The organism is Streptomyces cinereoruber (genome assembly GCF_009299385.1).
Lineage (GTDB): Bacteria > Actinomycetota > Actinomycetes > Streptomycetales > Streptomycetaceae > Streptomyces > Streptomyces bikiniensis.
The window spans coordinates 4,582,379-4,606,017 of sequence record NZ_CP023693.1 but is presented as its reverse complement, the minus strand read 5'-3'; the positions used below and the strand labels follow the sequence as shown (position 1 = coordinate 4,606,017).

Genomic DNA, 23,639 nt, shown 5'->3' with positions numbered 1-23,639 from the left:
TCCGCGTGAAGGCCCGCACCCGCGCCGCCACGATCCTGCTGACCCCCTTCTTCCTGCTCTTCACCGCGGTGATGGTGGTGCCGATCGGATACGCGGTCTGGCTCAGCCTCTTCACCGAGAAGCAGTCCGGACTGGGCTTCGGCGGCACCGAGACCGTCTTCACCGGCCTCGACAACTACACGGCGGCGCTGGGTGACCGGGCCTTCCGCGAGGGCTTCGGCGTCCTGCTCGGCTACTGCCTGTTCTACATCCCGCTGCTGCTCGCCGGGGCCCTCGGCCTCGCCCTCCTGCTCGACTCGGCGCTCGCCCGCGCCCGCCGCTTCTTCCAGCTCGCACTGTTCCTGCCGCACGCCGTCCCCGGCATCATCGCCGCCCTGATCTGGGTCTACCTCTACACGCCCCAGCTCAGCCCGGTCGTGAAGGCCATGGAGGCGGGCGGGATCGGCTTCGACTTCTTCTCCCCCGAAGGCGCCCTGCCCTCCGTCGTGAACATCGCCCTGTGGGAGTGGCTCGGCTACAACATGGTGATCTTCTACGCGGCCCTCCAGGCCATCGACCGCTCCGTCCTCGAAGCGGCCACCGTCGACGGGGCGGGCGCCTGGCGCATCGCCTTCTCCATCAAGGTCCCGCTGGTCAAGGCATCCCTCGCGATGGTCGGCCTCTTCACGATCATCGGCTCCCTCCAGCTCTTCACCGAACCGCTGATCCTCAGCAAGGGCACCGGCTCCGCCGTCACCTCCACCTGGACGCCGAACATGTACGCCTACACCGCGGCCTTCGACCGCAACGACTACGGGCTCGCCGCTGCGGCCTCCGTACTCCTCGCCCTGACGGCCGCGCTGCTCTCCTTCGCGGTGACGCGCCTGACCGGCCGCCGGGCGGCCCGGAAGGAGCGCACCGCGTGAGCGCCACCCGTACGGGAAGAACCCGTCCCGCCAGCAGATGGCTGTCGCGGACGGCCGTCAACGGCGTCCTCGTCCTCGCCACCGTCTACATGCTCTTCCCGCTGGTCTGGCTGCTGACCGCCGCCACCAAGGACGCCGGCGGCCTGCTCGCCGGGAACGCCTTCTCCTTCGAGGGCTTCGACCTCGGCGGCAACCTCACCCGGCTCGCCGAGTACAACGACGGCATCTACTTCCACTGGTACCTGAACAGCCTCCTCTACGCCGGGCTCGGCGCCCTCGCCTGCTCGCTCGTCAGCGTCGCCGCCGGATACGCCTTCCACGTCTACGACTTCCGGGGCAAGGAGAAGCTCTTCGGCCTCGTCCTCCTCGGCGTGCTCGTCCCCACCACCGCGCTCGCCCTGCCGATGTACCTCCTGGCCAGCGAGGTCGGCGTCGTCAACACCTACTGGGCCGTCCTGGTCCCCGTCCTCGTCAACCCCTTCGGCGTCTACCTCTCCCGGGTCTTCTGCGCCGGCTACGTCCCCGACGAGGCCCTGGAGGCCGCCCGCATCGACGGGGCGGGCGAGCTGCGCGTCTTCTGGTCGATCGGCCTGCGCATGGTCATGCCCGGCTTCGTGACCGTCTTCCTCTTCCAGTTCACCGCCGTCTGGAACAACTTCTTCCTCCCTCTGGTGATGCTGTCCGACCAGAAGCTGTACCCGCTGAGCCTCGGCCTGTACGCGTGGAACAGCAACGCCCACGCCGAACCCGACTTCTACCCCCTCGTCGTCACCGGCTCCCTGCTCGCCGTCGTCCCCCTCGTCGTCGCCTTCGTCTCCCTCCAGCGCCACTGGAAGGCCGGTCTGACGGCCGGCAGCGTCAAGTGAGGAAGGCCTGCTCCCACCATGCACCCCACCACTGACAACCGCCCCGCCCTGCTCCTCGCGATGGGCCCGGGCGTCGCCGACCGCCTGCTCACCGGGGCCCACCGCGCCCGCCTCGCGGCCCTCACCCGCACCGATCCGCACCTGGTCGCCCACGACCTGACGGCCCCGGACGCGCGGACCGCCGCCGCCCTCGCCGAGGCCGAGGTCCTCCTCACCTGCTGGGGCGCGACACCGCTCACCCCCGAGGTCCTGGACCGGGCGCCCCGGCTGCGGGCCGTCGTCCACGCGGCCGGCTCGGTCAAGCACCACGTCACCGACGCCTGCTGGGAACGGGGCCTGCGGGTCACGTCGGCCGCCGCCGCCAACGCGCTGCCGGTCGCCGAGTACACGCTCGCCGCGATCCTCTTCGCCGGGAAACGGGTCCTGCGCTCGGCCCGGCGGTACGCCGAACTGCGCACCGGCCACGCCTGGCTGGAGGAGTCCGCCGACTGGGGCAACCACCGCCGCACGGTCGGCATCGTCGGCGCCTCCCGCATCGGCCGGAGGGTGATCGACCTCCTGGCCCCCTTCGACTTCGAGATCCTGCTGTACGACCCGTACGTCACGACCCCGCCCCCGGGCACGGAACTGGTGGACCTGGACGAACTCTGCGCCCGCAGCACGGTCGTCTCGGTCCACGCGCCGCAACTCCCGTCCACGCACCGCATGATCGGCGCGGCGCAGCTGGCGGCGATGCCGGCCGGGACGACCCTGATCAACACCTCCCGGGGCTCCCTGGTGGACGAAGCCTCCCTCCTCCCCCACCTCCTCACGGGCCGCCTCGACGCGGTCCTCGACGTCACGGACCCGGAACTCCCCCCGCCGGACTCCCCCCTGTGGACCCTCCCGAACGTCCTCCTCACCCCGCACGTGGCCGGCTCCCTCGGCAACGAGCTGCACCGGATGGCGGACCAGGCGGTGGGGGAGGTGGAGCGGTACGCACGGGGCGAGGCGTTCGCGGAGGAGGTGCGGGTCTCGGACCTGACGCGGTCGGCGTAGGCGGTCGGCCTCCGCTCGGTCCTCCGGTGCTCGGCGTGGCCGCCGGCCTCCGCTCAGACCTCCAGCGCCCGGTGCAGCCGCTCGGCCTCGGCCAGGACGAGCGGCAGGGCCCCGGGCTCGTACCGCAGGACGGCGGGCAGCGCCTCGTACCAGGGACCGATGTGCAGGGCGAGGGCGGTGAGTTCGCGGGTGCGGGCCGGGTCGGGGTGGGCGAGGGCCAGGTCGGCGTAGGCCCTGGCTCGGGCGACGCCACGCCGCGAGAGTCTGGCAAGGAGGTCCTCGGCCAACTCGTGCCGCCCGGCCCGGGCAAGGATTCCGACGAGGTCGAGCTGCCCGACGACGAGGTCCTCGGCGACGTACCTCTGCTTCCACACGAGGGCCACGGCCTCCTCGTGCTGGCCGTCGGCAACCAGCGCCTCCACCAGGAAGGACCTTTCCCTGCTCCCGTCCAGGTGCTTCACGTGCAGGGTGGCCTCCCGGAGCAGTTCGGCGGTCTCCTCGGTCCGCCCCAGGGCCTTCTGCGCCCTTACGATGGCGGGCAGCGAGGCTGCCGTGTACCGCAGGGCTCCTCGTACGGCGGCTACGGCACGGGTCAGCTCCCGGGCCGCCTCCTCGGAACGGCCCTCCGCGTGCAGGGCGAGGGCGCTCGCCGCGCGCCGCTCCGTCTCTACGACCCCGACCCCGCCTTCGGGAGCGGGCAGCCGGTGGTACGTCACGCCCTCGTCGATCGGCCGGTCCTCGCCCCACTCCGCTGCGGAACGCCCCGGCGGCCCACTCGCCTCCGGATCCCCCAGGGCGCGGGCGAGCAGATCGGACAGGTGGTCCAGCTGCCGGGCAGGAGCCCCGCGCACCTGCAGGCGGGCCTCCTCCAAGCGGCCCGTGGCCAGCAGGGCGCGCACGACCGCGAGCACCTCCGGTTCCTCGTCCGTGGCCGCCCTCAGGCCGCCCGTGAGGGCCCGGGCGCGTTCCCGGTGCCCGGTGAGGGCGAGCGCCTCCGCGACAACCGCCAGGACACGGACGACCTCCTCGCGCCGGGGCGCGCGGCTCGCCTCCTCGACGCGTCCGAGGAGCGCGACGGACCGCTCGCGATGCCCGGCAGCGGCCAGGGCCCGCGCGAGGCAGGTCCGCGAGTGGACGGACTCCGGGGCCTCCTGCGCCACGAGCGCCTCGGTCTCTTCGACGCGCCCCGCCCGAACCAGGGCTCCGATCACGGCCCGTACCGCACGGGAACGGCTGGACGGAACGGTCAGCTCGGCCAGGGAGGACCCGAGCCCCTCGACGGCGCCGGCCCGGGCCCGGGCCTCGATCAGCGTCGTCCTCGCGTCGTCCCGGTCGGTGAAGGAGTCGATCCGGTCGATCAGCGCCTCAGCCCGGTCGAACGCGCCCGTTCGCACCAGGCCCCGGACGAGCGGAAGCTTCCTACCGGGGAGCAGGGCCTCTGCGCGCTCCCCGGCCCCGGCCACGACGAGGGCCTCGATCAGTCCGGCGACGAGACCGCTCCGGTGCGCCCACCCCTCCGCCGGGAGCGCGTCGAGCCCTTCGGCGACCAGCGCGTCCGCGCCCTCGCGCACCCCGGCGGCGATCCGCACCAGGGCGAGCGCGTGTCCGGCGCCGTGCGCGGAACGGGCCAGGTCGAGGGCCTCGGCCTCGCGTCCGGCCCCGGCGAGGGCGGCGCAGACGATCGCGCGGCCCTCGTCCTCCGTCCGCGTCTTCCCCAGGGGGCCCTGTGCGTCCAGCGTGTCCAGCGCAGACCGGAACTCACCCGCCCGGCACCGGAACGCCACCAGGTCCAGCAGGAGGCGGCTGCCCAGGACCTCCCCAAGCTCGCGCACGATCCCCTCTGCGCCGTCCGCCTCCCCCACCGCGAGCCAGGCGTCCCCCACGGCCCCCAGGGCGGAGGGCCGCTCGACAACGTCATGGACCGCACGGGCCGACGTCTCGGCCTCGGCGAGCAGGGCACGGGCCCCCTCCGCGTCTCCTTCCGCGTGCAGGAACCGGGCGATGCCGCACAGCGCCGGAATCCGGCGCACCGGTTCGAGCCCCCGCGCCAACGCCAGCCCCCGGTCCGCCTCCCCCAGTTCCGCCCAGGCCACGGGCAGTTCGGCCGGCATCCGCCCGTTGCGGTCCCGCAGCGCCGCCCGCCGCAGGGCGAGCTCCAGCAGCGTGACGACCAGTCCGGGCCGGTCCCCCCGTTCGAGGAGCGCCTCGCCCGCCGCCGTGATCTCCCCGAGCGCCGCCCCGTCGCCGCCCGTCGCCGCGAGCAGCCGGTCGTGCCGTACGGCGTCGAGGGCGCACGCGGCCATCGCGTCCGGGTCCCCGGCGGCCCGCAGCATCGGGAACCAGCCGTGCAACAGGTACGCCGGGGAGCCCTGCGGCCAGCCCCGCTCCCGCCAGTGTTCCGCCCAGTCGCGCAACGCGCCCCGCCACCGGCCGAGTTCGCGCCCGCCCAGCATCTCCCTTGCCTGGACGACCAGTTCCTCGTGCGCCAGCAGGTACGCGTCGCCGCGCAGCGCGAACGTCCGCCCCGGGCCCGTCCGCAGGACGTCCCGCACCCGGTACGGGACCTCGTCCGTCAGCTCCGCCAGGTCGTCCGCCGTGAGGCCGCCGCCGGCGGCGGTGAGCAGGCCGAGGAGTTCGTACGGGAGGCCGCCGCCCGTCAGGAAGTGCTTGAGCTCCCGTTCCGCCTCCGCCCGGATCGCGCGGGCCTTCGGGGAGGAGGCCAGGAGCCGGACGATCGACGGGTCCCGGAGCGGGTGGTCCCCGGGGACGTCCGCCGGGAGGGGCGGGTGGAGGCGGCCGGAGACGACGACCGGGAGGTCGGGCGCGCCGTACGGGAGGAGCGCGGCGATCGAGTGGGCGTCGGGGCCCGTCGTCACGCCCCGGTCCTCGTCCAGGCCGTCCACGAGCAGGACCAGGCGCTCGCCGCGCGCCGCGCAGGCCTCGGCGGCGGAGGCGTACAGGCGCAGCAGGTGGGCCTCGCGGGTGGCGGCGGTCAGCAGGGCCGGCAGGCCCTCGCCCGCCAGCTCCGCGAGCTGCTCCAGGACCACGTCCGCGTACGCGGCCACGTCGTTCTGCGCGCCGAGCCGGGCGGTGACGAAGAAGGGGACGATCCGCACGCCCTCGGGCGGGGCGAGCGCGAACCACGCCATCAGCGCCGTCTTGCCCGCCCACGCGTCCGCCCGCCACCACCGGTAGCCGGTCCCCGTGCGGCAGAACTCCGCCAGTTCCGCCAGCTCCTCCTCGCGGCCGACGAGCTCCGGCGGGGCGATCCGGCGGACCTGCTCCCGGTACGCCGAGCGGACCGCCGGGGCCGTGCCGGACACGACGCTGTTGCCGTCGCCGATGACGACGACGCCCGCCTCGTTGTCGACGTCGATCCCCCGCTCCATGGCCCCCATGCTGCCAGGGCGCCCCGCGCGTCCCGAACCTAAAATGGAAACGTCCCTGCCGCCCCGGGAGGCGTCATGACCTTCATGCAGATCATCGACTGCAGGACGAGCCGCTTCGACGAGATGAACCGGCTCATGGACCAGTGGGCCGAGCAGACCAAGGGGAGGCGGACGGCCACGCACAGCGTCCTCGGGAAGGACCGGTCCGACGGCTCGCACTTCGTGGAGATCGTCGAGTTCCCCTCGTACGACGAGGCGATGCGCAACTCCCACCTCCCCGAGACCGACCGGCTCTTCCACGAGATGGTCGCGCTCTGCGACGGGATGCCGACCTTCACGGACCTGGACGTCGTCCGGGACGAGCAGCTGTACAAGGACGCCGCGCGCCGGTTCCTGGAGCTGATCGGCACGCCGGGGGAGCTTCCGCCGCTGGACGAGGTGATCGCCGAGGGGTGCCACAGCCACGACCCCTCCGACGTGCAGGACTCCCTCGGCATGGACGCGATCCGCCGCGGGTTCGAGATGTGGCGGCGCGGGTTCGACTTCACGTTCACCGTCGAGGACCAGATCGCCGAGGGCGACCGCGTCTGCACCCGCTGGACCTGCGACGCCACACACGTCGGCGACTTCATGGGCATCCAGCCCACCGGCATCGACGTCCGGGTCACCGGCATGCTGATCCAGCGCTTCCGGGAGGACGGCAAGGTCGTCGAGGACTGGTGGCAGTACGACATGCTCGGCCTTATGGAGCGGCTCGGCGCCGTGGAGGAGTAGGAAGCGGAAACGCCGAGGCCCGGTGCCCCCGCGACGGGGGCACCGGGCCTCAGTGGTCAGCTGTGGCGCGGCTCAGTGGGAGTGGCCGTGACCGTGGCCGTGGCCGTGGTCCGCCGGCTCCTCTTCCTTCTTCTCCACCACGAGGGTCTCGGTGGTGAGGAGGAGGGAGGCGATCGAGGCGGCGTTCTCCAGGGCGGAGCGCGTCACCTTCACCGGGTCGATGACGCCGGCCTTGACCAGGTCGCCGTACTCGCCGGTCGCGGCGTTGAAGCCCTGGCCCTTGTCGAGCTCCGCCACCTTCGAGGTGATGACGTAGCCCTCCAGGCCCGCGTTCTCGGCGATCCAGCGCAGCGGCTCGACGGCGGCGCGGCGGACGACCGCGACACCCGTGGCCTCGTCGCCGGTCTTGCCGAGGTTGTCCTCCAGGACCTTGACGGCGTGGACGAGCGCGGAGCCGCCACCGGAGACGATGCCCTCCTCGACCGCGGCGCGGGTCGCGGAGATGGCGTCCTCCAGACGGTGCTTCTTCTCCTTCAGCTCCACCTCGGTGGCGGCGCCGACCTTGATCACGCACACGCCGCCGGCCAGCTTCGCGAGGCGCTCCTGGAGCTTCTCGCGGTCCCAGTCGGAGTCGGTGGACTCGATCTCGGCCTTGATCTGGTTGACGCGGCCCTGCACGTCCTCCGAGTTGCCGCCGCCGTCGACGATGGTGGTGTCGTCCTTGGTGATCGTCACGCGGCGGGCGGTGCCGAGCACGTCCAGGCCGGCCTGGTCGAGCTTGAGGCCGACCTCCTCGGCGATGACGGTGGCACCGGTGAGGGTGGCCATGTCGCCGAGCATCGCCTTGCGGCGGTCGCCGAAGCCGGGGGCCTTGACGGCCACCGCGTTGAAGGTGCCGCGGATCTTGTTCACGACCAGGGTCGACAGGGCCTCGCCCTCGACGTCCTCGGCGATGATCAGGAGCGGCTTGCTGGCGCCGGCCTGGATGACCTTCTCCAGGATCGGGAGCAGGTCCTGGATCGAGGAGATCTTGCCCTGGTTGATCAGGATGTACGGGTCGTCGAGGACGGCCTCCATGCGCTCCTGGTCGGTCACCATGTACGGGGACAGGTAGCCCTTGTCGAAGGCCATGCCCTCGGTGAAGTCGAGCTCCAGGCCGAAGGTGTTGGACTCCTCGACGGTGATGACGCCGTCCTTGCCGACCTTGTCCATCGCCTCGGCGATGAGCTCGCCGACCTGCTGGTCCTGCGCGGAGAGCGCGGCGACGGCGGCGATGTCCGACTTGTCGTCGATCGGGCGCGCGGTGGCGAGGAGCTCCTCGGAGACGGCCTTGACGGCGGCGTCGATGCCCTTCTTCAGGGCGGCCGGGGAGGCGCCGGCGGCGACGTTGCGCAGACCCTCGCGGACCAGGGCCTGGGCGAGCACGGTGGCGGTGGTGGTGCCGTCGCCCGCGATGTCGTTGGTCTTGGTCGCCACCTCCTTCACCAGCTGGGCGCCGAGGTTCTCGTACGGGTCCTCGATCTCGACCTCGCGGGCGATCGTGACACCGTCGTTGGTGATGGTGGGGGCACCGAACTTCTTGTCGATGACGACGTTGCGGCCCTTGGGGCCGATCGTCACCTTCACCGTGTCGGCAAGCTTGTTGACGCCGCGCTCAAGGGCGCGACGGGCGTCCTCGTCGAACTTCAGGATCTTCGCCATGGGAGCGGTTCAGCCCTCTCGGAATTCTGGTGGAACGAACGGCGCCCCGGGGCCCCCGGGAAGGGGCCTCGGGGCGCAGCTCAAAGCCTCTGGCTCGGGATGACTTACTTCTCGACGATCGCGAGCACGTCGCGGGCCGAGAGGACGAGGTACTCCTCGCCGTTGTACTTCACCTCGGTGCCGCCGTACTTGCTGTAGAGCACGACATCGCCGGTCTTGACGTCGAGCGGCAGGCGCTCGCCGTTCTCGAAGCGGCCCGGGCCCACGGCCAGGACGACGCCCTCCTGGGGCTTCTCCTTGGCGGTGTCCGGGATGACCAGGCCAGAGGCGGTGGTCTGCTCGGCGTCGAGCGGCTGGACCACGATGCGGTCCTCGAGCGGCTTGATGGCAACCTTGGAGCTGGTGGTCGTCACGATCCGACCTCCCCCTTCGGAGATCACGGGGTTGACTGTCTGAGGTGGCGAACCAGGTGGATCCGTCGTCGCGGGTGCCGGACCTGCCCGTCGCTGTGTTGGCACTCTCCGGTGGGGAGTGCCAGAGCCGAGACTATGACCGCGATTAGCACTCGGTCAAGCGGAGTGCCAATTCATCGCTCCGTGGCGTGATCGGGGGCGCGGTTGTGCGGGGTTCCCGGGGCGCGGACGCGTCCGGTACGGGGCCCTCCGCGGGTCCCGGTCCTCACACGTAGTCCTCCAGCTTGGCGACCGCGTACCCCTTGGCCGTGATCACGTTCATCACGCGGCGGATCATGTCGGCCATGCTGCCCTTCCAGTCCTCCTCGCCCCGGAAGTGGGTGAGGACGATGTCGCCGGGGTGCAGGTCCCGGTCCCACTCGCGCCACTCCATGCGGTCGGGGAAGGCCTCGGCGGCCCACAGCGGGACGGCCTTGACGCCGCAGGACTTGGCCGCGCGCAGGGTGTCGTCGTTGTAGTTGCCGTACGGCGGGCGGAAGAGCTCGGGCCGCTTGCCGTACTTCTTCTCGATGACGTCCTGCATGCCGCAGATCTCGCGCTTCTGCCGGCTGTACGACAGGCCCGGCAGGTAGCGGTGGTTGAGGGTGTGGTTGTGGAGGGCGACCCCGTCCTTCTGCGACGTCTGCATCCGGGCGAAGTAGGCGTAGTCGTCGCTGACGACGTAGTCGCTGAGGAAGGCGCTGTAGGGGATCCGCAGCTCGCTCATCATGCGCAGCAGCTCGGGGTCCTTCTCCGAGCCGTCGTCGATCGTCAGGAAGACGACCTTCTCCTTGGTCGGCACGGTGGTGAAGACGGGCGGCATGCCCTCGCTCTTGGTCTCGAAGCCCTTGCGGGTGGTGATCTTCGGCTTGACGGCGGGCGGGGCGGGCGCTTCGAGCGGGGGCTTGGCGAGGCCCCACTTCTTGGCGGCGAGCGCACGGGCGGCCCGCTGGACGCGGAGCTCCTCGGCCTTCCGCGCCTGAGCGTCGGGCGCGGCGGCGCCCTGCTTCGGGGCCTGCTGCCCGGAGACGGGGGAGGGCGGTGCGGCGCCGTCCGGGGCGGCGCCGGAGCAGGCCGTGGCGGCGGAGGCGAGGGCGGCGACGACGAGCGCCGCTCCGAGCGTCCGACGGGAGCGGTGCGCGCCTTGTGCCATCTTTTCTTCCTTTTGTCGTACGAGCTGCATGGCGCCGCATCCTGTCAGCGCGACGGCCCCTCCGGGCCGCGACACCGCCGTACCCGGCCCACCGTCCCCCGGCCGGCCCACAGCTCCCCGGAAGCCGGAACAGGGGCCGGAAGGGGCCAGAATGGGACGGGTGACCGACCTCGCCTCCTTCGCCGCCCTGCTCGCCCCCGAGGGGCAGACGCTCCTCGCCGCCCTGCGCGACTACGACCCCGCCCGGGAGCTGGCGGTCGCGTCCCGGCTGCGCCGCGACCACCCCGCCGAGCTGGTCACGGCGGCGCTCGGCCAGGCGCGCCTGCGGCAGCGGGCGGTGGCGAAGTTCGGCGCGGAGGACGCGTACCGGATGTACTTCACGCCGAACGGCGTCGAGCAGTCGACCCGCGCCTCGGTCGGCGCGTACCGCGCGGCCCGGATGAAGGCGCTGGGCGTCGGGAGCGTGGCGGACCTGTGCTCGGGGATCGGCGGCGACGCGATCGCCCTGGCCCGCGCCGGGATCTCCGTCCTCGCCGTCGACCGCGACCCGCTGACCGCCGGGGCGGTCCGCGCCAACGCCGCCGCGCTCGGCCTCTCCGACCTGATCGAGGTGCGGTGCGCGGACGTGACGGAGATCGACACGAGCCCGTACGACGCGGTCTTCGTCGACCCCGCCCGGCGCGGCGGCCGGGGCAGGATCTTCGACCCGGAGGCGTACTCCCCGCCCCTCTCCTGGGCGGTCGAGGCGGCCCGGAAGGCCCCGCGCGCGGCCCTGAAGGTGGCGCCGGGCATCCCGCACGAGGCCGTCCCGGCGGAGGCCGAGGCCGAGTGGATCTCGGACGGCGGGGACGTGAAGGAGGCGGTGCTGTGGTTCGGTACGGAGCCGGGCGCGCGCCGGGCCACGCTGCTGCCCTCCGGCGCGACCCTCGCCGGACGCGGCCTGCCCGACCCGGAGGTCCGGCCGGTCGGGCGCTATCTGTACGAGCCGGACGGCGCGGTGATCCGCGCGCACCTGGTGGCCGAGGTGGCCGAGGAGCTGGACGGCGGCCTGATCGACGGGACGATCGCGTACGTGACGTCGGACGCGCTCGTCCCCACCCCGTACGCCGCCGCGTACGAGATCACCGACGAACTCCCCTTCAACCTGAAGAAGTTGAAGGCGCTGCTGCGGGAGCGCGAGGTCGGCACCCTGACCGTGAAGAAGCGCGGCTCGGCGGTCGAGCCGGAGGAGATCCGCCGCAAGGTGAAGCCGAAGGGCCCGAACGCGGCGACGGTCCTGCTCACCCGGGTGGCAGGGGCCCCGACGATGCTGATCGGGCATCCGGTCCGGCCGGACGGGGGGCGGTGAGCCGCACCGCGAACCGGTAGTGGCCGACGGCCTTCACCAGGCCGGTGAGACCCGTGGTCCAGAGGATCAGGGCGACGCCCATGCCGTAGGCGACGAGGCCGTAGCCGCCGTCGTCACGGGTGGTGCCCGCCGGGACGGCGAACCCCGCCCAGAGCCCGGCCGCGCACATCACGAAGGACAGCACCAGCCAGCAGGCGCTCAGGGCGGGGGCGCGCAGCCGGGCGTCGGTCGGGCCGTGCCGGTCGAGGAGGGCCCACTGGACGAGGCGCTCCCGGACGACCCGGTCGCGCCGCAGCCCGCGCACGGTCAGCCACACCCCGGGAACGAACGCCCCGGTGCCGAGCGCCGCCGAGAAGACCGCGAAGAGCACCTCGAACACGTCGAGGGGGTCGGCGAGCGAGACGAGCAGCACCCCGATCAGCCCCCACCCCAGCTGGAGCAGCCCGAACACCAGCAGGAACGCCACGAGCCGCCCGGGGCCGAGCAGCCGCCGCCCCAGCTCGCCGAGCGCCCGCGCCCGGTCGGCGGTCCGCGCGTCCCGGTCGGGCCAGCTCCGGAGCTCGGCGGGCGGAGGCGGGGGTGGGAGGGGGGCGCGCGGGGACATGCCGAGCACCCTACGGGGTGTCAGGAGCCCCCGGGAGCCCCCTCCCGCCCGGTTCCGCCGCGTCCGCCCGCCCGAGCAGCAGCGCCCGTTCGCTCGCGTTGCGCGTGAGGTCCGCCGCGCGGACGAACTCGGCGCGGGCCTCCGCCGGCCGGCCGAGGCGGGCGAGCAGGTCCCCCCGGACGCTGGGCAGCAGGTGGTAGCGGGCCAGGGACGGATCGGCGGCGAGGGCGTCGACCAACGGGAGGGCCGCCGCCGGGCCCTCGGCCCTCGACACGGCGACCGCGCGGTTCAGCTCGACCACCGGGGAGGGCGCGACGGCGCCGAGCCGCCCGTAGAGCGCGGCGATGAGCGACCAGTCCGTCTCCTCGTACGACGCGGCCCGCGCGTGGCAGGCGGCGATCGCGGCCTGGAGGGCGTACGGCCCGTAGCCCCGCGGGTCCCCGGCCCGCTCCAGGGCCGCGAAGCCGCGCCGGACCAGCAGCCGGTCCCAGCGCCGCCGGTCCTGGTCGGCGAGCAGGACCGGCCGGCCGTCGGGCCCGGTCCTGGCGGCCGTCCGGGAGGCCTGGAGTTCGAGCAGGGCGACCAGGCCCTGCGCCTCGCCCTCTCCGGGGGCGAGGGCGGCGAGGACGCGGGCGAGCCGGAGCCCGTCCTCGCACAGTCCGGGCCTCAGCAGGTCGTCGCCCGAGGTCGCCGCGTACCCCTCGTTGAAGATCAGGTAGACGACCTCCAGGACGGAGCCGAGCCGGGCGGCCCGCTCCTCGCCGTACGGCACCTCGAACTCCACGCCCGCCTTCGCGAGCGTCCGCTTGGCACGGGTGATCCGCGCCGCGACGGTCGCCTCCGGCACCAGGAGGGCGCGGGCGACCTCGTCCGTCCGCAGCCCGCCGACGAGCCGCAGCGTCAGCGCCACCCGCGCCCCGGCGGAGAGGACGGGGTGGCAGGCGGTGAAGATCAGCCGCAGCACGTCGTCGTCGATGTCGCCGGGGCCGGAGGGCTCGGGGTCGTACGACTCCTCCGTGAGCGCCCGGCCCACCTCGGCGAGCTTCCGGGCGTAGGTCTCGCGCCGTCGCACGAGGTCGACGGCGCGGTGCTTGGCGGTGGCCGTCAGCCAGGCGCCCGGCCGCTCCGGGACACCCGTGCGCGGCCACTCCTCCAGGGCGGCGACCAGGGCGTCCTGGGCGATCTCCTCGGCGATGCCCAGGTCGCGGACGATCCGCGCGGCGGTCGCGACGATCCGCGGGGACTCCATCCGGAAGACGGTGTCGAGGACGCCCTCCACCGAGGCCGCTCCGCGCGCCGGGGCCGGTCCGCGCGCCGCAGCCGGCCCGTGCCCCGGGACCGCTCCGTGCGCCGCAGCCGTGTCGTGCGCCGGGGCCGTGTCGTGCTCCCCGTCCGTGCCGTGTGCCGTCACGTCCCCATGACAGCACACGGCACCGACAGCGGCCGGGGCTCAGTCCCCCGGCTGCTCCTCGACCTCGCGGACCTCCAGGCCCACGGTCCAGTGCGGCGGATGGGCCGCCAGGAAGCGCTTGGACCACTCCAGCGCCTCCGCCCTGTCCTTGCACTGCATCAGGGCGTAGCCGCCGACGACCTCCTTGGTCTCGGTGAAGGGACCGTCGGTGAGGGAGAGCCGCCCGTCCGACCAGGTGATCCGGGTGGCCTCGGCGGTCGGCCGGAGGCCCGCCGTGTCCAGCATGACGCCGGCCTTGGTGATCTCCTCGAAGAGCGCGCCCATCCGCTCCTCGAAGCCGGGGTCGGCGTCCGCCATGTCGATGGCGTTCTCCTCGACGCGGACGAACGTCATGAAGCGGGGCATGGTGTCTCCTCGGGGGTACGGCGGCGGGGCCTCTCCCCGCCTCTCACTCCTACGACGAACGGGAACGGCCCGCATCGACACCACGCCCGGAGAACTTTCCGGGGCCCGTACGAAAGGCCCTCAGACGTAGTCCTCCAGACGGGCCACCGTGAAGCCCTGTTCCTGGATGCGGCGGAGCATCGTGGCCGTCATCTCGGTCATCGTGCGGCCCTTGAGTTCGGACGGGCCGCGGAAGTGGGCCAGGACGATGTCGCCGGGGCGGAGCTTCCGGTCGCCGCGCTGGTACTGCATGTCCCGGATCTGCATGGACTCGCGCCACAGCACGATCGCGTCCACCCCGCAGCTCCCGGCCGCCGTGCGCGTGGCCTCGTTCCAGTTGCCGTACGGCGGGCGGAAGAGGCGCGGGGCCGTGCCGTACCGCTCCTTCAGCTTCTGCTGCTGGCCGCAGATCTCGCGGCGCTGGGCCTCCGGGGAGAGGGTGCGCAGATTGGGGTGGGTGAGGGTGTGGTTGGCGACGCCGTGGCCCTGGGCGACGAGCGGGGAGAAGTAGGCGTAGTCGGTGCGGATGGCGGAGTCCGTCAGGAACATCGTGAAGGGGACCTTGAGCTCCTTCATCATCGTGACGAACCCGGGGTCCTTCTCCGCCCCGTCGTCGATCGTGAGGAAGACGATCTTCTCGTCGGTCGGGATGTCGCTGATCACCGGCACCGGCTGCCCCGGTCTGCGGACCACCGGCTTCACCGCCGGCGGCTCGGGCGGGGCCGCGAAGGGCTTCAGACCCCACTTCCGGTACGCGGCGGCCCCGGCCGGGGCGCCCGGGGCACCGTTCTCGGCGGCGGGCCGGGACGGGGTCGGCGCGGACGACGTCGGCGGGGCCGGGGCGGGTACGGGGGCGGCGGGGGGCCGCTCCGCCGTGCAGCCGGTCACCAGGAGGGCCGCGGCGGTGAGCGCCGCCCAGAGCGCGATCGTCTTCTTCACGCGCCGGGAGATGCCCGCACGGATCGAAAGGTTGCCCGACGGGCACGCGTGTGACCGACGAGACTCCCGGCCGGGCAGGCCTTACGGCTGCTCGACCGCGACCGGGAGTCCGTCGCCCGTACGGCCACTCGACCCCGGCCGGGCGTCCGTCCGCCCGTACGCCTACTCGACCGCCTCGAACCGCCAGCGGTGGACCGGCCGGGTGATCAGTTCCGCGTCCGGCTCCGGCAGCTCGGGCAGCTCCGCGTCGAAGGTCTCCGCCTCCCACCAGGTGAGGACGAGGACCCGGTCCTGGGGCGCGCGGAAGACCTCCCGGCGCACGGGCTCGTACGCGAGGACCCGGGACCGTTCCCGGGCCCACTCCAGGAGCTCGGGGCCCCGCCCCTGCGCGGCCCGCGCCTCCCACATGAGGGTGATCCTCACGAGTACAGGTTCTCCTTGCTGACCTCGTGCACGTGATCGTGGTCGTGGGAGTGGCCGTGCGCGTGGGCGCCCGGCACGTGCGGGTCCGTCACCGGCAGCGAGGAGTCCGCCGACAGCTCCAGGTCGGAGGCGGCCCTGCCCCGGGCGACCATCTCGGCGCCGAGGGCCGCGACCATCGCGCCGTTGTCCGTGCACAGGCCCGGCCGGGGCACCCGCAGCCGGATGCCGGCGCGCTCGCAGCGCTCCTGGGCGAGGGCGCGCAGGCGCGAGTTCGCGGCCACGCCGCCGCCGATCATCAGGTGGTCGACGCCCTCGTCCTTGCAGGCCCGGACGGCCTTGCGGGTGAGGACGTCCACGACCGCCTCCTGGAAGGACGCGGCCACGTCCCGCACCGGCACCTCCTCGCCGGCCGCCCTCTTCGCCTCGATCCAGCGGGCGACGGCGGTCTTGAGGCCGGAGAAGGAGAAGTCGTACGCCGGGTCCTTGGCGCCGCTCAGGCCGCGCGGGAAGGCGATCGCCTTCGGGTCGCCCTCCCTGGCGAGCCGGTCGATGACCGGTCCGCCGGGGAAGCCGAGGTCGAGCACGCGGGCGATCTTGTCGAAGGCCTCGCCGGCCGCGTCGTCGATGGTGGCGCCCATCGGGCGCACGTCGGAGGTGATGTCGGCGGAGAGCAGCAGCGAGGAGTGCCCGCCGGAGACCAGGAGGGCCATCGTCGGCTCGGGCAGCTTGCCGTGCTCCAGCTGGTCGACGCAGATGTGCGAGGCCAGGTGGTTGACGCCGTAGAGCGGCTTGCCGAGGGCGTAGGCGTAGGCCTTGGCCGCCGAGACGCCGACGAGCAGCGCGCCCGCGAGGCCGGGACCGGCGGTGACGGCGATGCCGTCGAGGTCCCCGGCGGAGATCCCGGCGGTCTTCAGGGCGCGCTCGATCGTCGGGACCATCGCCTCCAGGTGCGCGCGGGAGGCGATCTCGGGCACGACGCCGCCGAAGCGGGCGTGGGTGTCGACGCTGGAGGCGATGGCGTCGGCGAGGAGGGTGGTCCCGTGGACGATGCCGACGCCGGTCTCGTCGCAGGAGGTCTCGATGCCGAGCACGAGGGGTTCGTCAGCAGCCATCAGATATCGGTTCCGGTTCCTTGAACGGTCAGTCGCATCACGAGCGCGTCGACGTTTCCGGGCTGGTAGTAGCCGCGCCGGAAACCGATGGGCTCGAAGCCGAAGCGCTCGTAGAGCTTCTGGGCCCGGGTGTTGTCCACGCGCACTTCGAGCAGGACCTCGTCGCACTCGAAGGCGGTGGCGTGCTGGAGCAGGTCGGTGAGGAGCCGGGCGCCGAGCCCGGTCCCCCACTGGTCGCGGGAGACGGCGATGGTCTGCACGTCGCCGAGGCCGCCGGCGGCGGCGAGCCCGGCGTAGCCGACGAGCCGCCCGCCGGGGTCCTCCGCGACGACGTACCGGCGGGTGGCGCCCGGCCCCCGGGAGTGCGCGAGCTCGGACCAGAACATCCCGGCCGACCAGGCGTCCTCGGGGAACAGCTCGTCCTCCAGGGCGAGCACCGGTGCGATGTCCCACCAGCGCATCTCGCGCAGTTCGACGCCGCCGGTCACTTGGCCGGTCACTTGGGGGTGACCACCTTGTAGTTCTTGGGCACCTGGGCGTCGGGGCGGCGCAGGTACATCGGCAGCGGGTCGAGGAAACCCTCGGAGTCCCCCGCACCCAGCCTCTCCGCCGCGAGGGCGGCGAGCGCCGCGGCCGACTGGTGCTCGGGGTCGCGGGCGTCGGGGAAGGCCTCGGGGTAGAGGCGGGCGCCCGCGCCGACGACCGGGAGCCCGGCGAGGGCTTCGGCGATGTCGGCGGGCCGGTCGACGGCCGCGTCGGTCACGCGGGTGCGGGAGTCGGCGTACCGCGCCCAGTACACCTCCTTGCGGCGCGCGTCCGTGGCGACGGCGAAGGGCTCCTCGATCCCGGAGGCGTACGCGAGTCCGTCGAGGGTGCACAGGCCGTGCACGGGCACGCCGAGCGCGGACGAGAAGGCCGCGGCCGTGACGAGGCCGACGCGCAGACCGGTGTACGGGCCGGGGCCGACGCCGACGACCACGCCGGTGACCGCGTCGAGCTTCAGCCCGGCCTCGGCGAGGACCCGGTCGACGGCGGGCAGCAGCAGCTCCCCGTGGCGGCGGGCGTCGACCTGGCTCGACGAGGCGACGACGGCCTCGCCGTCGTGGAGGGCGACGGTGACGGCGGGGGTGGCGGTATCCATGGCGAGCAACAGCACGCGAACAGCCTACGGCTCCCGGGCACGCTGCCCCGAACCCCGGGGCGGCGGCTGCTACCGTCACCCTTCGACACATTCGTACGAGAGGTGGGCACGGTGGCACGGAGCAGCTCGGGATTCGTGGCCGGGCTCACGGCGGCGGCGGTCGCCGCGGTCTGTTTCCTCGCCTACCAGGCCTCCGCGAACGTCCCGGCGGACCTCTCGGCCAAGCCGAAGGCCCCGAGCGCGACGGCCCCCTCGACCTCCCCCAGCGGCGGCCCGAAGCAGCCCGACCGCGACCCCCTCGCCGTCCCGGCGGCCTCGGGCACCGGGGAGCGGGTGGTGTACGGCCTGGCCGACCGCCGGGTGTGGCTGGTGAACGGCAACGGCAGGGCCACCCGGACGTTCACGGTGATGCCGAGCACGGTGTCCCCGCCGCCCGGCGCGTACGCGGTGACCTCGCGGTCGGGCACGGTGCGCGGCTCGGACGGGGTGCAGATCGAGCACGTGGTGCGGTTCGCGACGACCCGGGACGTGGCGATCGGCTTCAGCGCGGCGGTGGACGGCTCGATGCCGGAGCCGGACCCGACGAAGAAGACCGGCGGCGTCCGCATGAAGCGCGCCGACGGGAACGCGCTGTGGACGTTCGCGGTGATCGGCACGAAGGTCGTCGTCGTCCCCTGAGGCCCGCCCGGCCATGATCCGCCGGACAGGCCCTAGGCGGCCTCGTCCTCCTCCGCGCGCCCGTACGCGTCGTACCCGCCGTCCCGGTCCCGCGCGTCGTCCTCGGCCTGCGGTCTCGGCGGGGTCGAGAGGGTGCGGGCCGCCACGCAGGACGCCAGCAGCTCGCTCATCGTGACGTGCTCCCGACCGGGTTCCGCGCGCTCCGGCGTCGCCATGCCTGCCTCCCGTAGGTTAGGTACACCTAACCAGCTCGTGCGTCCATGGGACCACGGCGCGCACGACCCACGCAACATTTTGCCGACACGTTGTCGGAACATACGTGGGGGCTACGGGGGGCGGCGGGGCGGGCGGGGTCAGAGCGCGCCCAGGTCCTCCCCCGTCCAGCGCTCCCCGACGCCGCGCAGCACGACCGTGCGCCGGTCGTCGTCGGTGTCGCCGGTGACGCGGTGGATCAGCAGGTGCAGCCGGTCGTCGGTCAGCTCCTCGACCTTGCCGTCGCCCCACTCCACGACCACCACGGACTCGGGCAGCGACACGTCCAGGTCGAGGTCCTCCATCTCGTCCAGCCCGCCGCCGAGGCGGTACGCGTCGACGTGGACCAGGGCCGGGCCGCCGACCAGGGACGGGTGGACGCGGGCGATGACGAAGGTCGGGGAGGTGACGGCGCCGCGCACCCCGAGCCCCTCGCCGAGGCCGCGGGTGAGGGTGGTCTTCCCGGCGCCGAGCTCACCGGTGAGCATGACGAGGTCGCCGGGGCGGAGCACCTCGGCGAGCCGGCGGCCCAGCTCCTGCATCTGCTCCGGGGAGTCGACGGAGAGGGTGGCCTCGGAGACGGGCGTGGTGTCGGAGACGGGCGTGGCGTCGCCGGGCACGGGGGGTACGGACGGGTGCGCTGCTTCCATACCGCCAATCTAGCTTTCGCCGGGCTCCGTCCCCGCCGCCGCCGGCCGCGGCACGGCCCCGGCCCGTACGAGCAGGTCGGCGAGGCGGTCGGTGACGGCCTCCGGGTGCTCCAGCATCACCAGGTGGCCCCCGTCCGGGACGATCACCAGCTCGGCGTCGGGGAGCAGGGCGGCGATGGCCTCGGTGTGGGAGCTGGGGGTGACGAGGTCGCGGTCCCCGGCGAGCGCGAGCACCGGCAGGTCGCGGAGGGCGGGCAGGGAGGCGGACTTGTCGTGCTCCGCGAAGGCCGGGTAGAAGGCGGCGACCACGTCGATGGGGGTGGACTCGATCATCCGCTCGGCGAAGCGGGCGACCGCCGGGTCCACGTCCTTCGAGGCGAACGAGTACTTCTTGACGAGCCCGGCGAAGAGGTCGGCCGTCGCCCGGCGACCCCGCTCGACCAGCTCCGCCTGGGCGCCGAGGGTCCGCAGGACGCTCGGCAGGATCCGCCGGACGGCGTTGACGCCCAGGACGGGCAGTCCGTACGTCACCTCGTGCAGCTTTCCGGCCGAGGTGCCGACGAAGGCGACGCCGGCGACGCGCTCGCGCATCAGCTCCGGGTACTGCTCGGCGAACGCCATCACCGTCATGCCGCCCATGGAGTGCCCGACGAGCACGAGGGGGCCGTCGGGGGCGGCGGCGTCCACGACGGCCCTGAGGTCGCGTCCGAGCCGGTCGATGGAGACGGGGACGGCGTCGGGGCCGGCCTGGGTGACGCCCTGCCCCGAGCGCCCGTGGCTGCGCTGGTCCCAGTGGACGGTCCGTACGAGACCGCGCAGGGCGGCCCGCTGGAAGTGCCAGGAGTCCTGGTTGAGGCAGTAGCCGTGGCTGAAGACGACGGTGACGGGGGCGGGTTCGCGGCGCCCGAAGAGCCGCCGGAGCCGGGCGGAGGCCTCGGCGCGGTCACCGGCACCGACCTCACCGGCCTCACCGACCTCGTCGACCTCGTAGTAGAGAACGGTCCCGTCGTCGGCGAGGGCGCGGCCGGGGGTGCCGCGGAGCCCGCCGTAGGGGTCGGCGGAGTCCAGGGCGAGCCGCGCCTTCCGGCGTACGGAACGGCCGACGGTGAGCCGTTCGACGGCGACCCCGGCGGCGGCTCCGGCCGCCAGGACGCCTATCGCGGCGCCGGCGAACCCGGCACGGCGCCAGGTGCCTCCACTACTGGACTCCCCCACGGACGCTTCCTCTCATTCGCCCGGGTAGACGCGCGGGACGCGCGCGCCGATCCGGGTGACGATCTCGTACGCGATGGTGTCGGCGGCCACCGCCCAGTCCTCGGCGGTCGGTTCGCCCCGGTCGCCGGGGCCGAAGAGCACGGCCTCGGTGCCGGGCTCGGGGGTCTCCCCGCCGAGGTCGAGCACGAACTGGTCCATGGCGACGCGGCCGGCGATCGTGCGGACGGTGTCGCCGACGAGGACGGGGCCGCGGCCGGAGGCGTGCCGGGGGACGCCGTCGGCGTACCCGATCGGCACGAGTCCGAGGGTGGTCTCGCCCTCGGTGACGTAGTGGTGGCCGTAGCTGACGCCGTGTCCGGCCGGGACCTGCTTGACGAGGGCGACGCTCGCCTTGAGCGACATGACGGGCCGCAGGCCGAGTTCGGCGGAGGTGCCGAGTTCGGGGCTGGGCGAGATGCCGTAGAGGGCGATGCCGGGCCGGACGAGGTCGAAGTGGGCCTCGGGGAGGGTGAGGGTGGCCGGCGAGTTGGCGATGTGCCGGACCTCGGGCTCGACGCCGGCCTTCTCGGCGTAGTCGAGCATCGAGCGGAAGACGTCGAGCTGGGCGGCGATGGAGGGGTGGTGGGGCTCGTCGGCGCAGGCGAAGTGCGACCAGAGGCCGGTGACCTCGATCAGCCCCTCGGCCTCGGCCTTCAGCGCCTCGCCGACGAGCTCGGGCCAGTCGGCGGGCTGGCAGCCGTTGCGGCCGAGGCCGGTGTCGGCCTTGAGCTGCACGCGCGCGCTCTTCCCGGTGGCCCGGGCGGCGGCGACGACCTCCCGCAGGGCCCACATCCCGCTGACGGACATGTCGAGCCCGGCCTCGATGCCCCGGTCCCAGGGGTCGCCGGGGGTCCAGAGCCAGCACATGACGGGGACGTCCGTGATCCCGGCGGCCCGCAGCGCGAGCGCCTCGTGCGGGGTGGCCGTCCCGAGCCAGTCCGCCCCCGCCTCCAGGGCGGCCCGGGCACAGCGCAGGGCGCCGTGTCCGTACGCGTCGGCCTTGACCACGGCCATGATCCGGACGTGGGGGGCGACGCGGGCGCGCAGCGTGCGGACGTTCGCACGCAGCGCACCGAGGTCGATCTCGGCGCGGGCTCTGCGGGGCGGCGGTGTCTCAGTCATCGCGCCCAGTCTCTCAGGTGCGCCCCCCGACACCGCTTTCCCGGGCTGTAGCCCCGATCACCCTCACGAGCGGCCCCGGCGCCCCGACCAGGCCGCCCCACCCACCAACACCGAGCCCGAAAAGGAACGTTCCCCCACGAACCCGGGCGAGTCGCCGCACCGGGTGCGGAGCAAGGCCCGGCCTCACCAGGCGGGTGCGGAGCGGGGCCCGGTGCCGTGGAGCCGGCGCCGCTCGGGGGTCCGGGGTCGGAGCCCCCGGGAAGATCCCGCCGCACCGCCCACCCGCCCCCGGCAGGGCTTCGGGAAGGGGCGGGGCGGGGCGGGGAGGAAAACCGCCCCTACGCCGGGGACATCACGTCCCCCCACGCTCCCCGCACCGCCCCCGCCACCTCCGTCGCCGTCACCGGAGCCGTGCCCGACGAGGCGCGGCGGGCCGCGAGGCCGTGGAGGTAGGCCGCGCAGGAGGCCGCGTCGACGGGCGGGAGGCCCGCCGCGAGCAGCGAGCCCGCCAGGCCGGAGAGGACGTCGCCGCTCCCGGCGGTGGCGAGCCAGGACGTCCCGGTCGGGTTCACCCGTACGGGACGGCCGGCGCCCCCGTACACCAGGGTCGTGGAGCCCTTCAGGAGGACCGTCGCGCCGAAGCGGTCCGCCAGTTCGCGGACCGCCGCGAGCCGCCCCGCCTCGACCTCCTCCCGGGGGACGGAGAGCAGCGCCGCCGCCTCGCCCGCGTGCGGGGTGAGGAGCGTGGGCGCGCCCCGGCCCCGTACGACCTCCGGGTCGAGGCCCCGCAGCCCGTCCGCGTCGACCAGGACCGGCACGTCCGAGGCGAGGACCTCCGCGACCGCCTCCCGCGCCCCCGCCTCCTCCCCGAGACCCGGCCCGACGACCCAGGACTGGACCCGTCCGGCCTTCCGCGGCGGCCAGGGGTGCACCAGGGTCTCGGGGTGCGCGGCGAGCACCGCGTCCCCGCCGGCCCCGACGTACCGCACGGCCCCCGCCCCGCCCCGCAGCGCCCCGGTCACGGCGAGGACGGCGGCGCCGGGGTAGCGGTCGGAGCCGGCGACGACGCCGACGACCCCGCGCCGGTACTTGTCGCTCTCGGCGCCCGGCACCGGCAGCAGCCGCGCCACGTCCTCGTGCTGGAGCGCCTCCAGGTCCGGCAGCCCCGGCAGGGTCGCGTCGAGCCCGATGTCCACGAGCCGCAGCGCGCCCGCGTACTCGTGCGCCGGATCGACGAGCAGCCCCGGCTTGTACGTCCCGAAGGTGACCGTCACGTCGGCCCGCAGCGCCTCCCCGGCGACCTCCCCGGTGTCGGCGTCGACGCCGCTCGGCAGGTCCACGGCGACCACGACCGCGTCGGAGCCGCGCGCGGCCCGCGCGACGGGCACGGCGTCGGGCCGCAGCCCGCCGCGCCCGCCGATGCCGGTGATCCCGTCGAGGACGAGGTCGGCGCCGGCCAGCGGCTCGAAGGGGTCGTCCGCGATCCGCCCGCCCGCCGCCCGGAGCGCCGCGAGCCCGCCCTCGTGGGCGCGGGCGCCGAGCAGCACGGCGGTCACGCCCGCGCCGCGCCGGGCGAGCCGGGCTCCGGCGTACAGCGCGTCGCCGCCGTTGTCGCCGGTCCCGACGAGGAGGACGACCCGCGCCCCGTACACCCGTCCCTTCCCGAGCAACGAGCAGCAGGCGGCGGCGAGTCCGGCGGCGGCCCTGCCCATGAGGGCGCCTTCCGGGAGGCGGGCCATGAGGGCGGCCTCGGCGGCCCGGACGGTCTCCACGCGGTAAGCGGTACGCATGTCCAGCAGTCTGCCGCAGGCGGCGGGGGGCCGCCCGGAGGAGGCCCGCCCGGCGGAGGGTTGACACCGCCCGCCATTCAATTTAGCTTAGGCTTACCTAAGTAAGCCGGATGGCGTCACACCACTCCGCACGCGCGCGGTACACACATCCCGTCGCCGGCCCTGGCAGCCGCGCGCCACACGACCCGGGGCC

The 23,639-nt window shown here is 74.1% G+C and carries 23 protein-coding genes; 6 read left to right on the top strand and 17 right to left on the bottom strand.

What is annotated here, in order from left to right:
* Positions 1-5 precede the first annotated feature (5 nt).
* Genes CP977_RS20920 through CP977_RS20910 form a run of 3 tightly spaced genes read left to right on the top strand, consistent with a single transcriptional unit; the run spans position 6 to position 2,809 of the window.
* The gene (locus tag CP977_RS20920) at positions 6-905 is read left to right on the top strand and encodes a carbohydrate ABC transporter permease (protein ID WP_062752699.1); all 900 of its coding nucleotides are present in this window, start codon (positions 6-8) and stop codon (positions 903-905) included.
* Positions 902-1,771: a carbohydrate ABC transporter permease gene (locus CP977_RS20915; protein WP_062752701.1), complete on the top strand. Its 870-nt coding sequence runs from the start codon at positions 902-904 to the stop codon at positions 1,769-1,771. The genes CP977_RS20920 and CP977_RS20915 overlap by 4 nt, the downstream gene beginning before the upstream one ends.
* An 18-nt stretch (positions 1,772-1,789) precedes the next feature.
* Positions 1,790-2,809, top strand: coding sequence for a hydroxyacid dehydrogenase (locus CP977_RS20910; protein WP_152370638.1), 1,020 nt, complete (start codon positions 1,790-1,792; stop codon positions 2,807-2,809).
* A gap of 53 nt (positions 2,810-2,862) precedes the next feature.
* Here the strand turns inward: CP977_RS20910 and CP977_RS35235 are convergent, their stop codons facing one another.
* The gene (locus CP977_RS35235; RefSeq protein WP_167308903.1) at positions 2,863-6,198 is read right to left on the bottom strand and encodes a hypothetical protein; all 3,336 of its coding nucleotides are present in this window, start codon (positions 6,196-6,198) and stop codon (positions 2,863-2,865) included.
* A 75-nt stretch (positions 6,199-6,273) separates the two neighbouring features.
* Between CP977_RS35235 and CP977_RS20900 the strand changes: the two genes are divergently transcribed.
* A complete protein-coding gene (locus CP977_RS20900; RefSeq protein ID WP_062752707.1) occupies positions 6,274-6,972 on the top strand; it encodes an ester cyclase in 699 nt (232 codons plus the stop codon).
* 72 nt (positions 6,973-7,044) lie between these two features.
* Here the strand turns inward: CP977_RS20900 and groL are convergent, their stop codons facing one another.
* From groL to CP977_RS20885, 3 genes are all read right to left on the bottom strand, one after another.
* Entirely contained in the window at positions 7,045-8,673 is a 1,629-nt protein-coding gene (gene groL, locus CP977_RS20895; RefSeq protein WP_062752709.1) for a chaperonin GroEL, read from the bottom strand.
* A 104-nt stretch (positions 8,674-8,777) separates the two neighbouring features.
* Positions 8,778-9,086 (bottom strand): co-chaperone GroES, encoded by a 309-nt coding sequence (gene groES / locus CP977_RS20890; protein WP_015035628.1) that lies wholly within the window; start codon positions 9,084-9,086, stop codon positions 8,778-8,780.
* 265 nt (positions 9,087-9,351) lie between these two features.
* Complete coding sequence (locus CP977_RS20885; RefSeq protein ID WP_229991404.1) at positions 9,352-10,278, bottom strand: polysaccharide deacetylase family protein; 927 nt, start codon at positions 10,276-10,278, stop codon at positions 9,352-9,354.
* 151 nt (positions 10,279-10,429) lie between these two features.
* On the opposite strand from CP977_RS20885, the gene CP977_RS20880 reads away from it, so the two are divergent.
* Positions 10,430-11,626 (top strand): THUMP-like domain-containing protein, encoded by a 1,197-nt coding sequence (locus CP977_RS20880; protein WP_062752713.1) that lies wholly within the window; start codon positions 10,430-10,432, stop codon positions 11,624-11,626.
* On the opposite strand, the gene CP977_RS20875 is transcribed toward CP977_RS20880, so the two are convergent.
* The 8 genes from CP977_RS20875 to tsaB form a co-directional block, all read right to left on the bottom strand.
* On the bottom strand, positions 11,559-12,230 hold the full coding sequence (locus CP977_RS20875) for a hypothetical protein (RefSeq protein ID WP_062756922.1): 672 nt from the start codon (positions 12,228-12,230) through the stop codon (positions 11,559-11,561). The two genes, CP977_RS20880 and CP977_RS20875, sit on opposite strands and share 68 nt — an antisense overlap.
* 10 nt (positions 12,231-12,240) lie before the next feature.
* Positions 12,241-13,479 carry an RNA polymerase sigma factor gene (locus CP977_RS20870; RefSeq protein WP_152371610.1) on the bottom strand — a complete coding sequence of 413 codons (1,239 nt, stop codon included), beginning with the start codon at positions 13,477-13,479 and terminating at the stop codon, positions 12,241-12,243.
* Positions 13,480-13,680: 201 nt separating this feature from the next.
* Entirely contained in the window at positions 13,681-14,034 is a 354-nt protein-coding gene (locus CP977_RS20865; RefSeq protein WP_372460626.1) for a YciI family protein, read from the bottom strand.
* Between the two features lie 132 nt (positions 14,035-14,166).
* A complete protein-coding gene (locus tag CP977_RS20860; protein ID WP_152370637.1) occupies positions 14,167-15,024 on the bottom strand; it encodes a polysaccharide deacetylase family protein in 858 nt (285 codons plus the stop codon).
* Positions 15,025-15,186: 162 nt separating this feature from the next.
* Positions 15,187-15,432 carry a hypothetical protein gene (locus CP977_RS20855; protein ID WP_183953237.1) on the bottom strand — a complete coding sequence of 82 codons (246 nt, stop codon included), beginning with the start codon at positions 15,430-15,432 and terminating at the stop codon, positions 15,187-15,189.
* Positions 15,433-15,443: 11 nt separating this feature from the next.
* The gene (gene tsaD, locus CP977_RS20850; RefSeq protein ID WP_109185175.1) at positions 15,444-16,559 is read right to left on the bottom strand and encodes a tRNA (adenosine(37)-N6)-threonylcarbamoyltransferase complex transferase subunit TsaD; all 1,116 of its coding nucleotides are present in this window, start codon (positions 16,557-16,559) and stop codon (positions 15,444-15,446) included.
* A complete protein-coding gene (gene rimI / locus CP977_RS20845; RefSeq protein ID WP_030209071.1) occupies positions 16,559-17,020 on the bottom strand; it encodes a ribosomal protein S18-alanine N-acetyltransferase in 462 nt (153 codons plus the stop codon). Before rimI ends, tsaD begins: the two co-directional genes overlap by 1 nt.
* A gap of 35 nt (positions 17,021-17,055) precedes the next feature.
* A complete protein-coding gene (gene tsaB, locus CP977_RS20840; RefSeq protein WP_062752722.1) occupies positions 17,056-17,715 on the bottom strand; it encodes a tRNA (adenosine(37)-N6)-threonylcarbamoyltransferase complex dimerization subunit type 1 TsaB in 660 nt (219 codons plus the stop codon).
* A gap of 120 nt (positions 17,716-17,835) precedes the next feature.
* Between tsaB and CP977_RS20835 the strand changes: the two genes are divergently transcribed.
* Positions 17,836-18,378, top strand: a complete 543-nt coding sequence (locus CP977_RS20835) for a L,D-transpeptidase (RefSeq protein WP_062752724.1) — start codon at positions 17,836-17,838, stop codon at positions 18,376-18,378.
* 32 nt (positions 18,379-18,410) lie between these two features.
* Here the strand turns inward: CP977_RS20835 and CP977_RS20830 are convergent, their stop codons facing one another.
* The 5 genes from CP977_RS20830 to CP977_RS20810 all read right to left on the bottom strand — a co-directional run bounded on the left by CP977_RS20830 (position 18,411) and on the right by CP977_RS20810 (position 23,446).
* Entirely contained in the window at positions 18,411-18,593 is a 183-nt protein-coding gene (locus CP977_RS20830; protein ID WP_062752726.1) for a hypothetical protein, read from the bottom strand.
* 138 nt (positions 18,594-18,731) lie between these two features.
* Complete coding sequence (tsaE, locus tag CP977_RS20825; RefSeq protein WP_062752728.1) at positions 18,732-19,280, bottom strand: tRNA (adenosine(37)-N6)-threonylcarbamoyltransferase complex ATPase subunit type 1 TsaE; 549 nt, start codon at positions 19,278-19,280, stop codon at positions 18,732-18,734.
* A 9-nt stretch (positions 19,281-19,289) separates the two neighbouring features.
* Entirely contained in the window at positions 19,290-20,495 is a 1,206-nt protein-coding gene (locus CP977_RS20820) for an alpha/beta fold hydrolase (RefSeq protein WP_152370636.1), read from the bottom strand.
* 12 nt (positions 20,496-20,507) lie between these two features.
* Complete coding sequence (gene alr, locus CP977_RS20815; RefSeq protein WP_062752731.1) at positions 20,508-21,656, bottom strand: alanine racemase; 1,149 nt, start codon at positions 21,654-21,656, stop codon at positions 20,508-20,510.
* Positions 21,657-21,994: 338 nt separating this feature from the next.
* Positions 21,995-23,446, bottom strand: a complete 1,452-nt coding sequence (locus CP977_RS20810) for a bifunctional ADP-dependent NAD(P)H-hydrate dehydratase/NAD(P)H-hydrate epimerase (RefSeq protein WP_062752733.1) — start codon at positions 23,444-23,446, stop codon at positions 21,995-21,997.
* Between the last annotated feature and the right edge of the window lie 193 nt (positions 23,447-23,639).

Coding starts and splice junctions, on each gene's coding strand:
- CP977_RS20910 (WP_152370638.1), top strand. CDS start 1,790: ATGCACCCCACCACTGACAACCGCCCCGCCCTGCTCCTCGCGATGGGC.
- CP977_RS35235 (WP_167308903.1), bottom strand. CDS start 6,198: ATGGAGCGGGGGATCGACGTCGACAACGAGGCGGGCGTCGTCGTCATC.
- CP977_RS20900 (WP_062752707.1), top strand. CDS start 6,274: ATGACCTTCATGCAGATCATCGACTGCAGGACGAGCCGCTTCGACGAG.
- groL (WP_062752709.1), bottom strand. CDS start 8,673: ATGGCGAAGATCCTGAAGTTCGACGAGGACGCCCGTCGCGCCCTTGAG.
- CP977_RS20885 (WP_229991404.1), bottom strand. CDS start 10,278: ATGGCACAAGGCGCGCACCGCTCCCGTCGGACGCTCGGAGCGGCGCTC.
- CP977_RS20880 (WP_062752713.1), top strand. CDS start 10,430: ATGGGACGGGTGACCGACCTCGCCTCCTTCGCCGCCCTGCTCGCCCCC.
- CP977_RS20875 (WP_062756922.1), bottom strand. CDS start 12,230: ATGTCCCCGCGCGCCCCCCTCCCACCCCCGCCTCCGCCCGCCGAGCTC.
- CP977_RS20870 (WP_152371610.1), bottom strand. CDS start 13,479: ATGGAGTCCCCGCGGATCGTCGCGACCGCCGCGCGGATCGTCCGCGAC.
- CP977_RS20865 (WP_372460626.1), bottom strand. CDS start 14,034: ATGACGTTCGTCCGCGTCGAGGAGAACGCCATCGACATGGCGGACGCC.
- CP977_RS20855 (WP_183953237.1), bottom strand. CDS start 15,432: ATGTGGGAGGCGCGGGCCGCGCAGGGGCGGGGCCCCGAGCTCCTGGAG.
- tsaD (WP_109185175.1), bottom strand. CDS start 16,559: ATGGCTGCTGACGAACCCCTCGTGCTCGGCATCGAGACCTCCTGCGAC.
- rimI (WP_030209071.1), bottom strand. CDS start 17,020: ATGCGCTGGTGGGACATCGCACCGGTGCTCGCCCTGGAGGACGAGCTG.
- CP977_RS20830 (WP_062752726.1), bottom strand. CDS start 18,593: ATGGCGACGCCGGAGCGCGCGGAACCCGGTCGGGAGCACGTCACGATG.
- tsaE (WP_062752728.1), bottom strand. CDS start 19,280: ATGGAAGCAGCGCACCCGTCCGTACCCCCCGTGCCCGGCGACGCCACG.
- alr (WP_062752731.1), bottom strand. CDS start 21,656: ATGACTGAGACACCGCCGCCCCGCAGAGCCCGCGCCGAGATCGACCTC.
- CP977_RS20810 (WP_062752733.1), bottom strand. CDS start 23,446: ATGCGTACCGCTTACCGCGTGGAGACCGTCCGGGCCGCCGAGGCCGCC.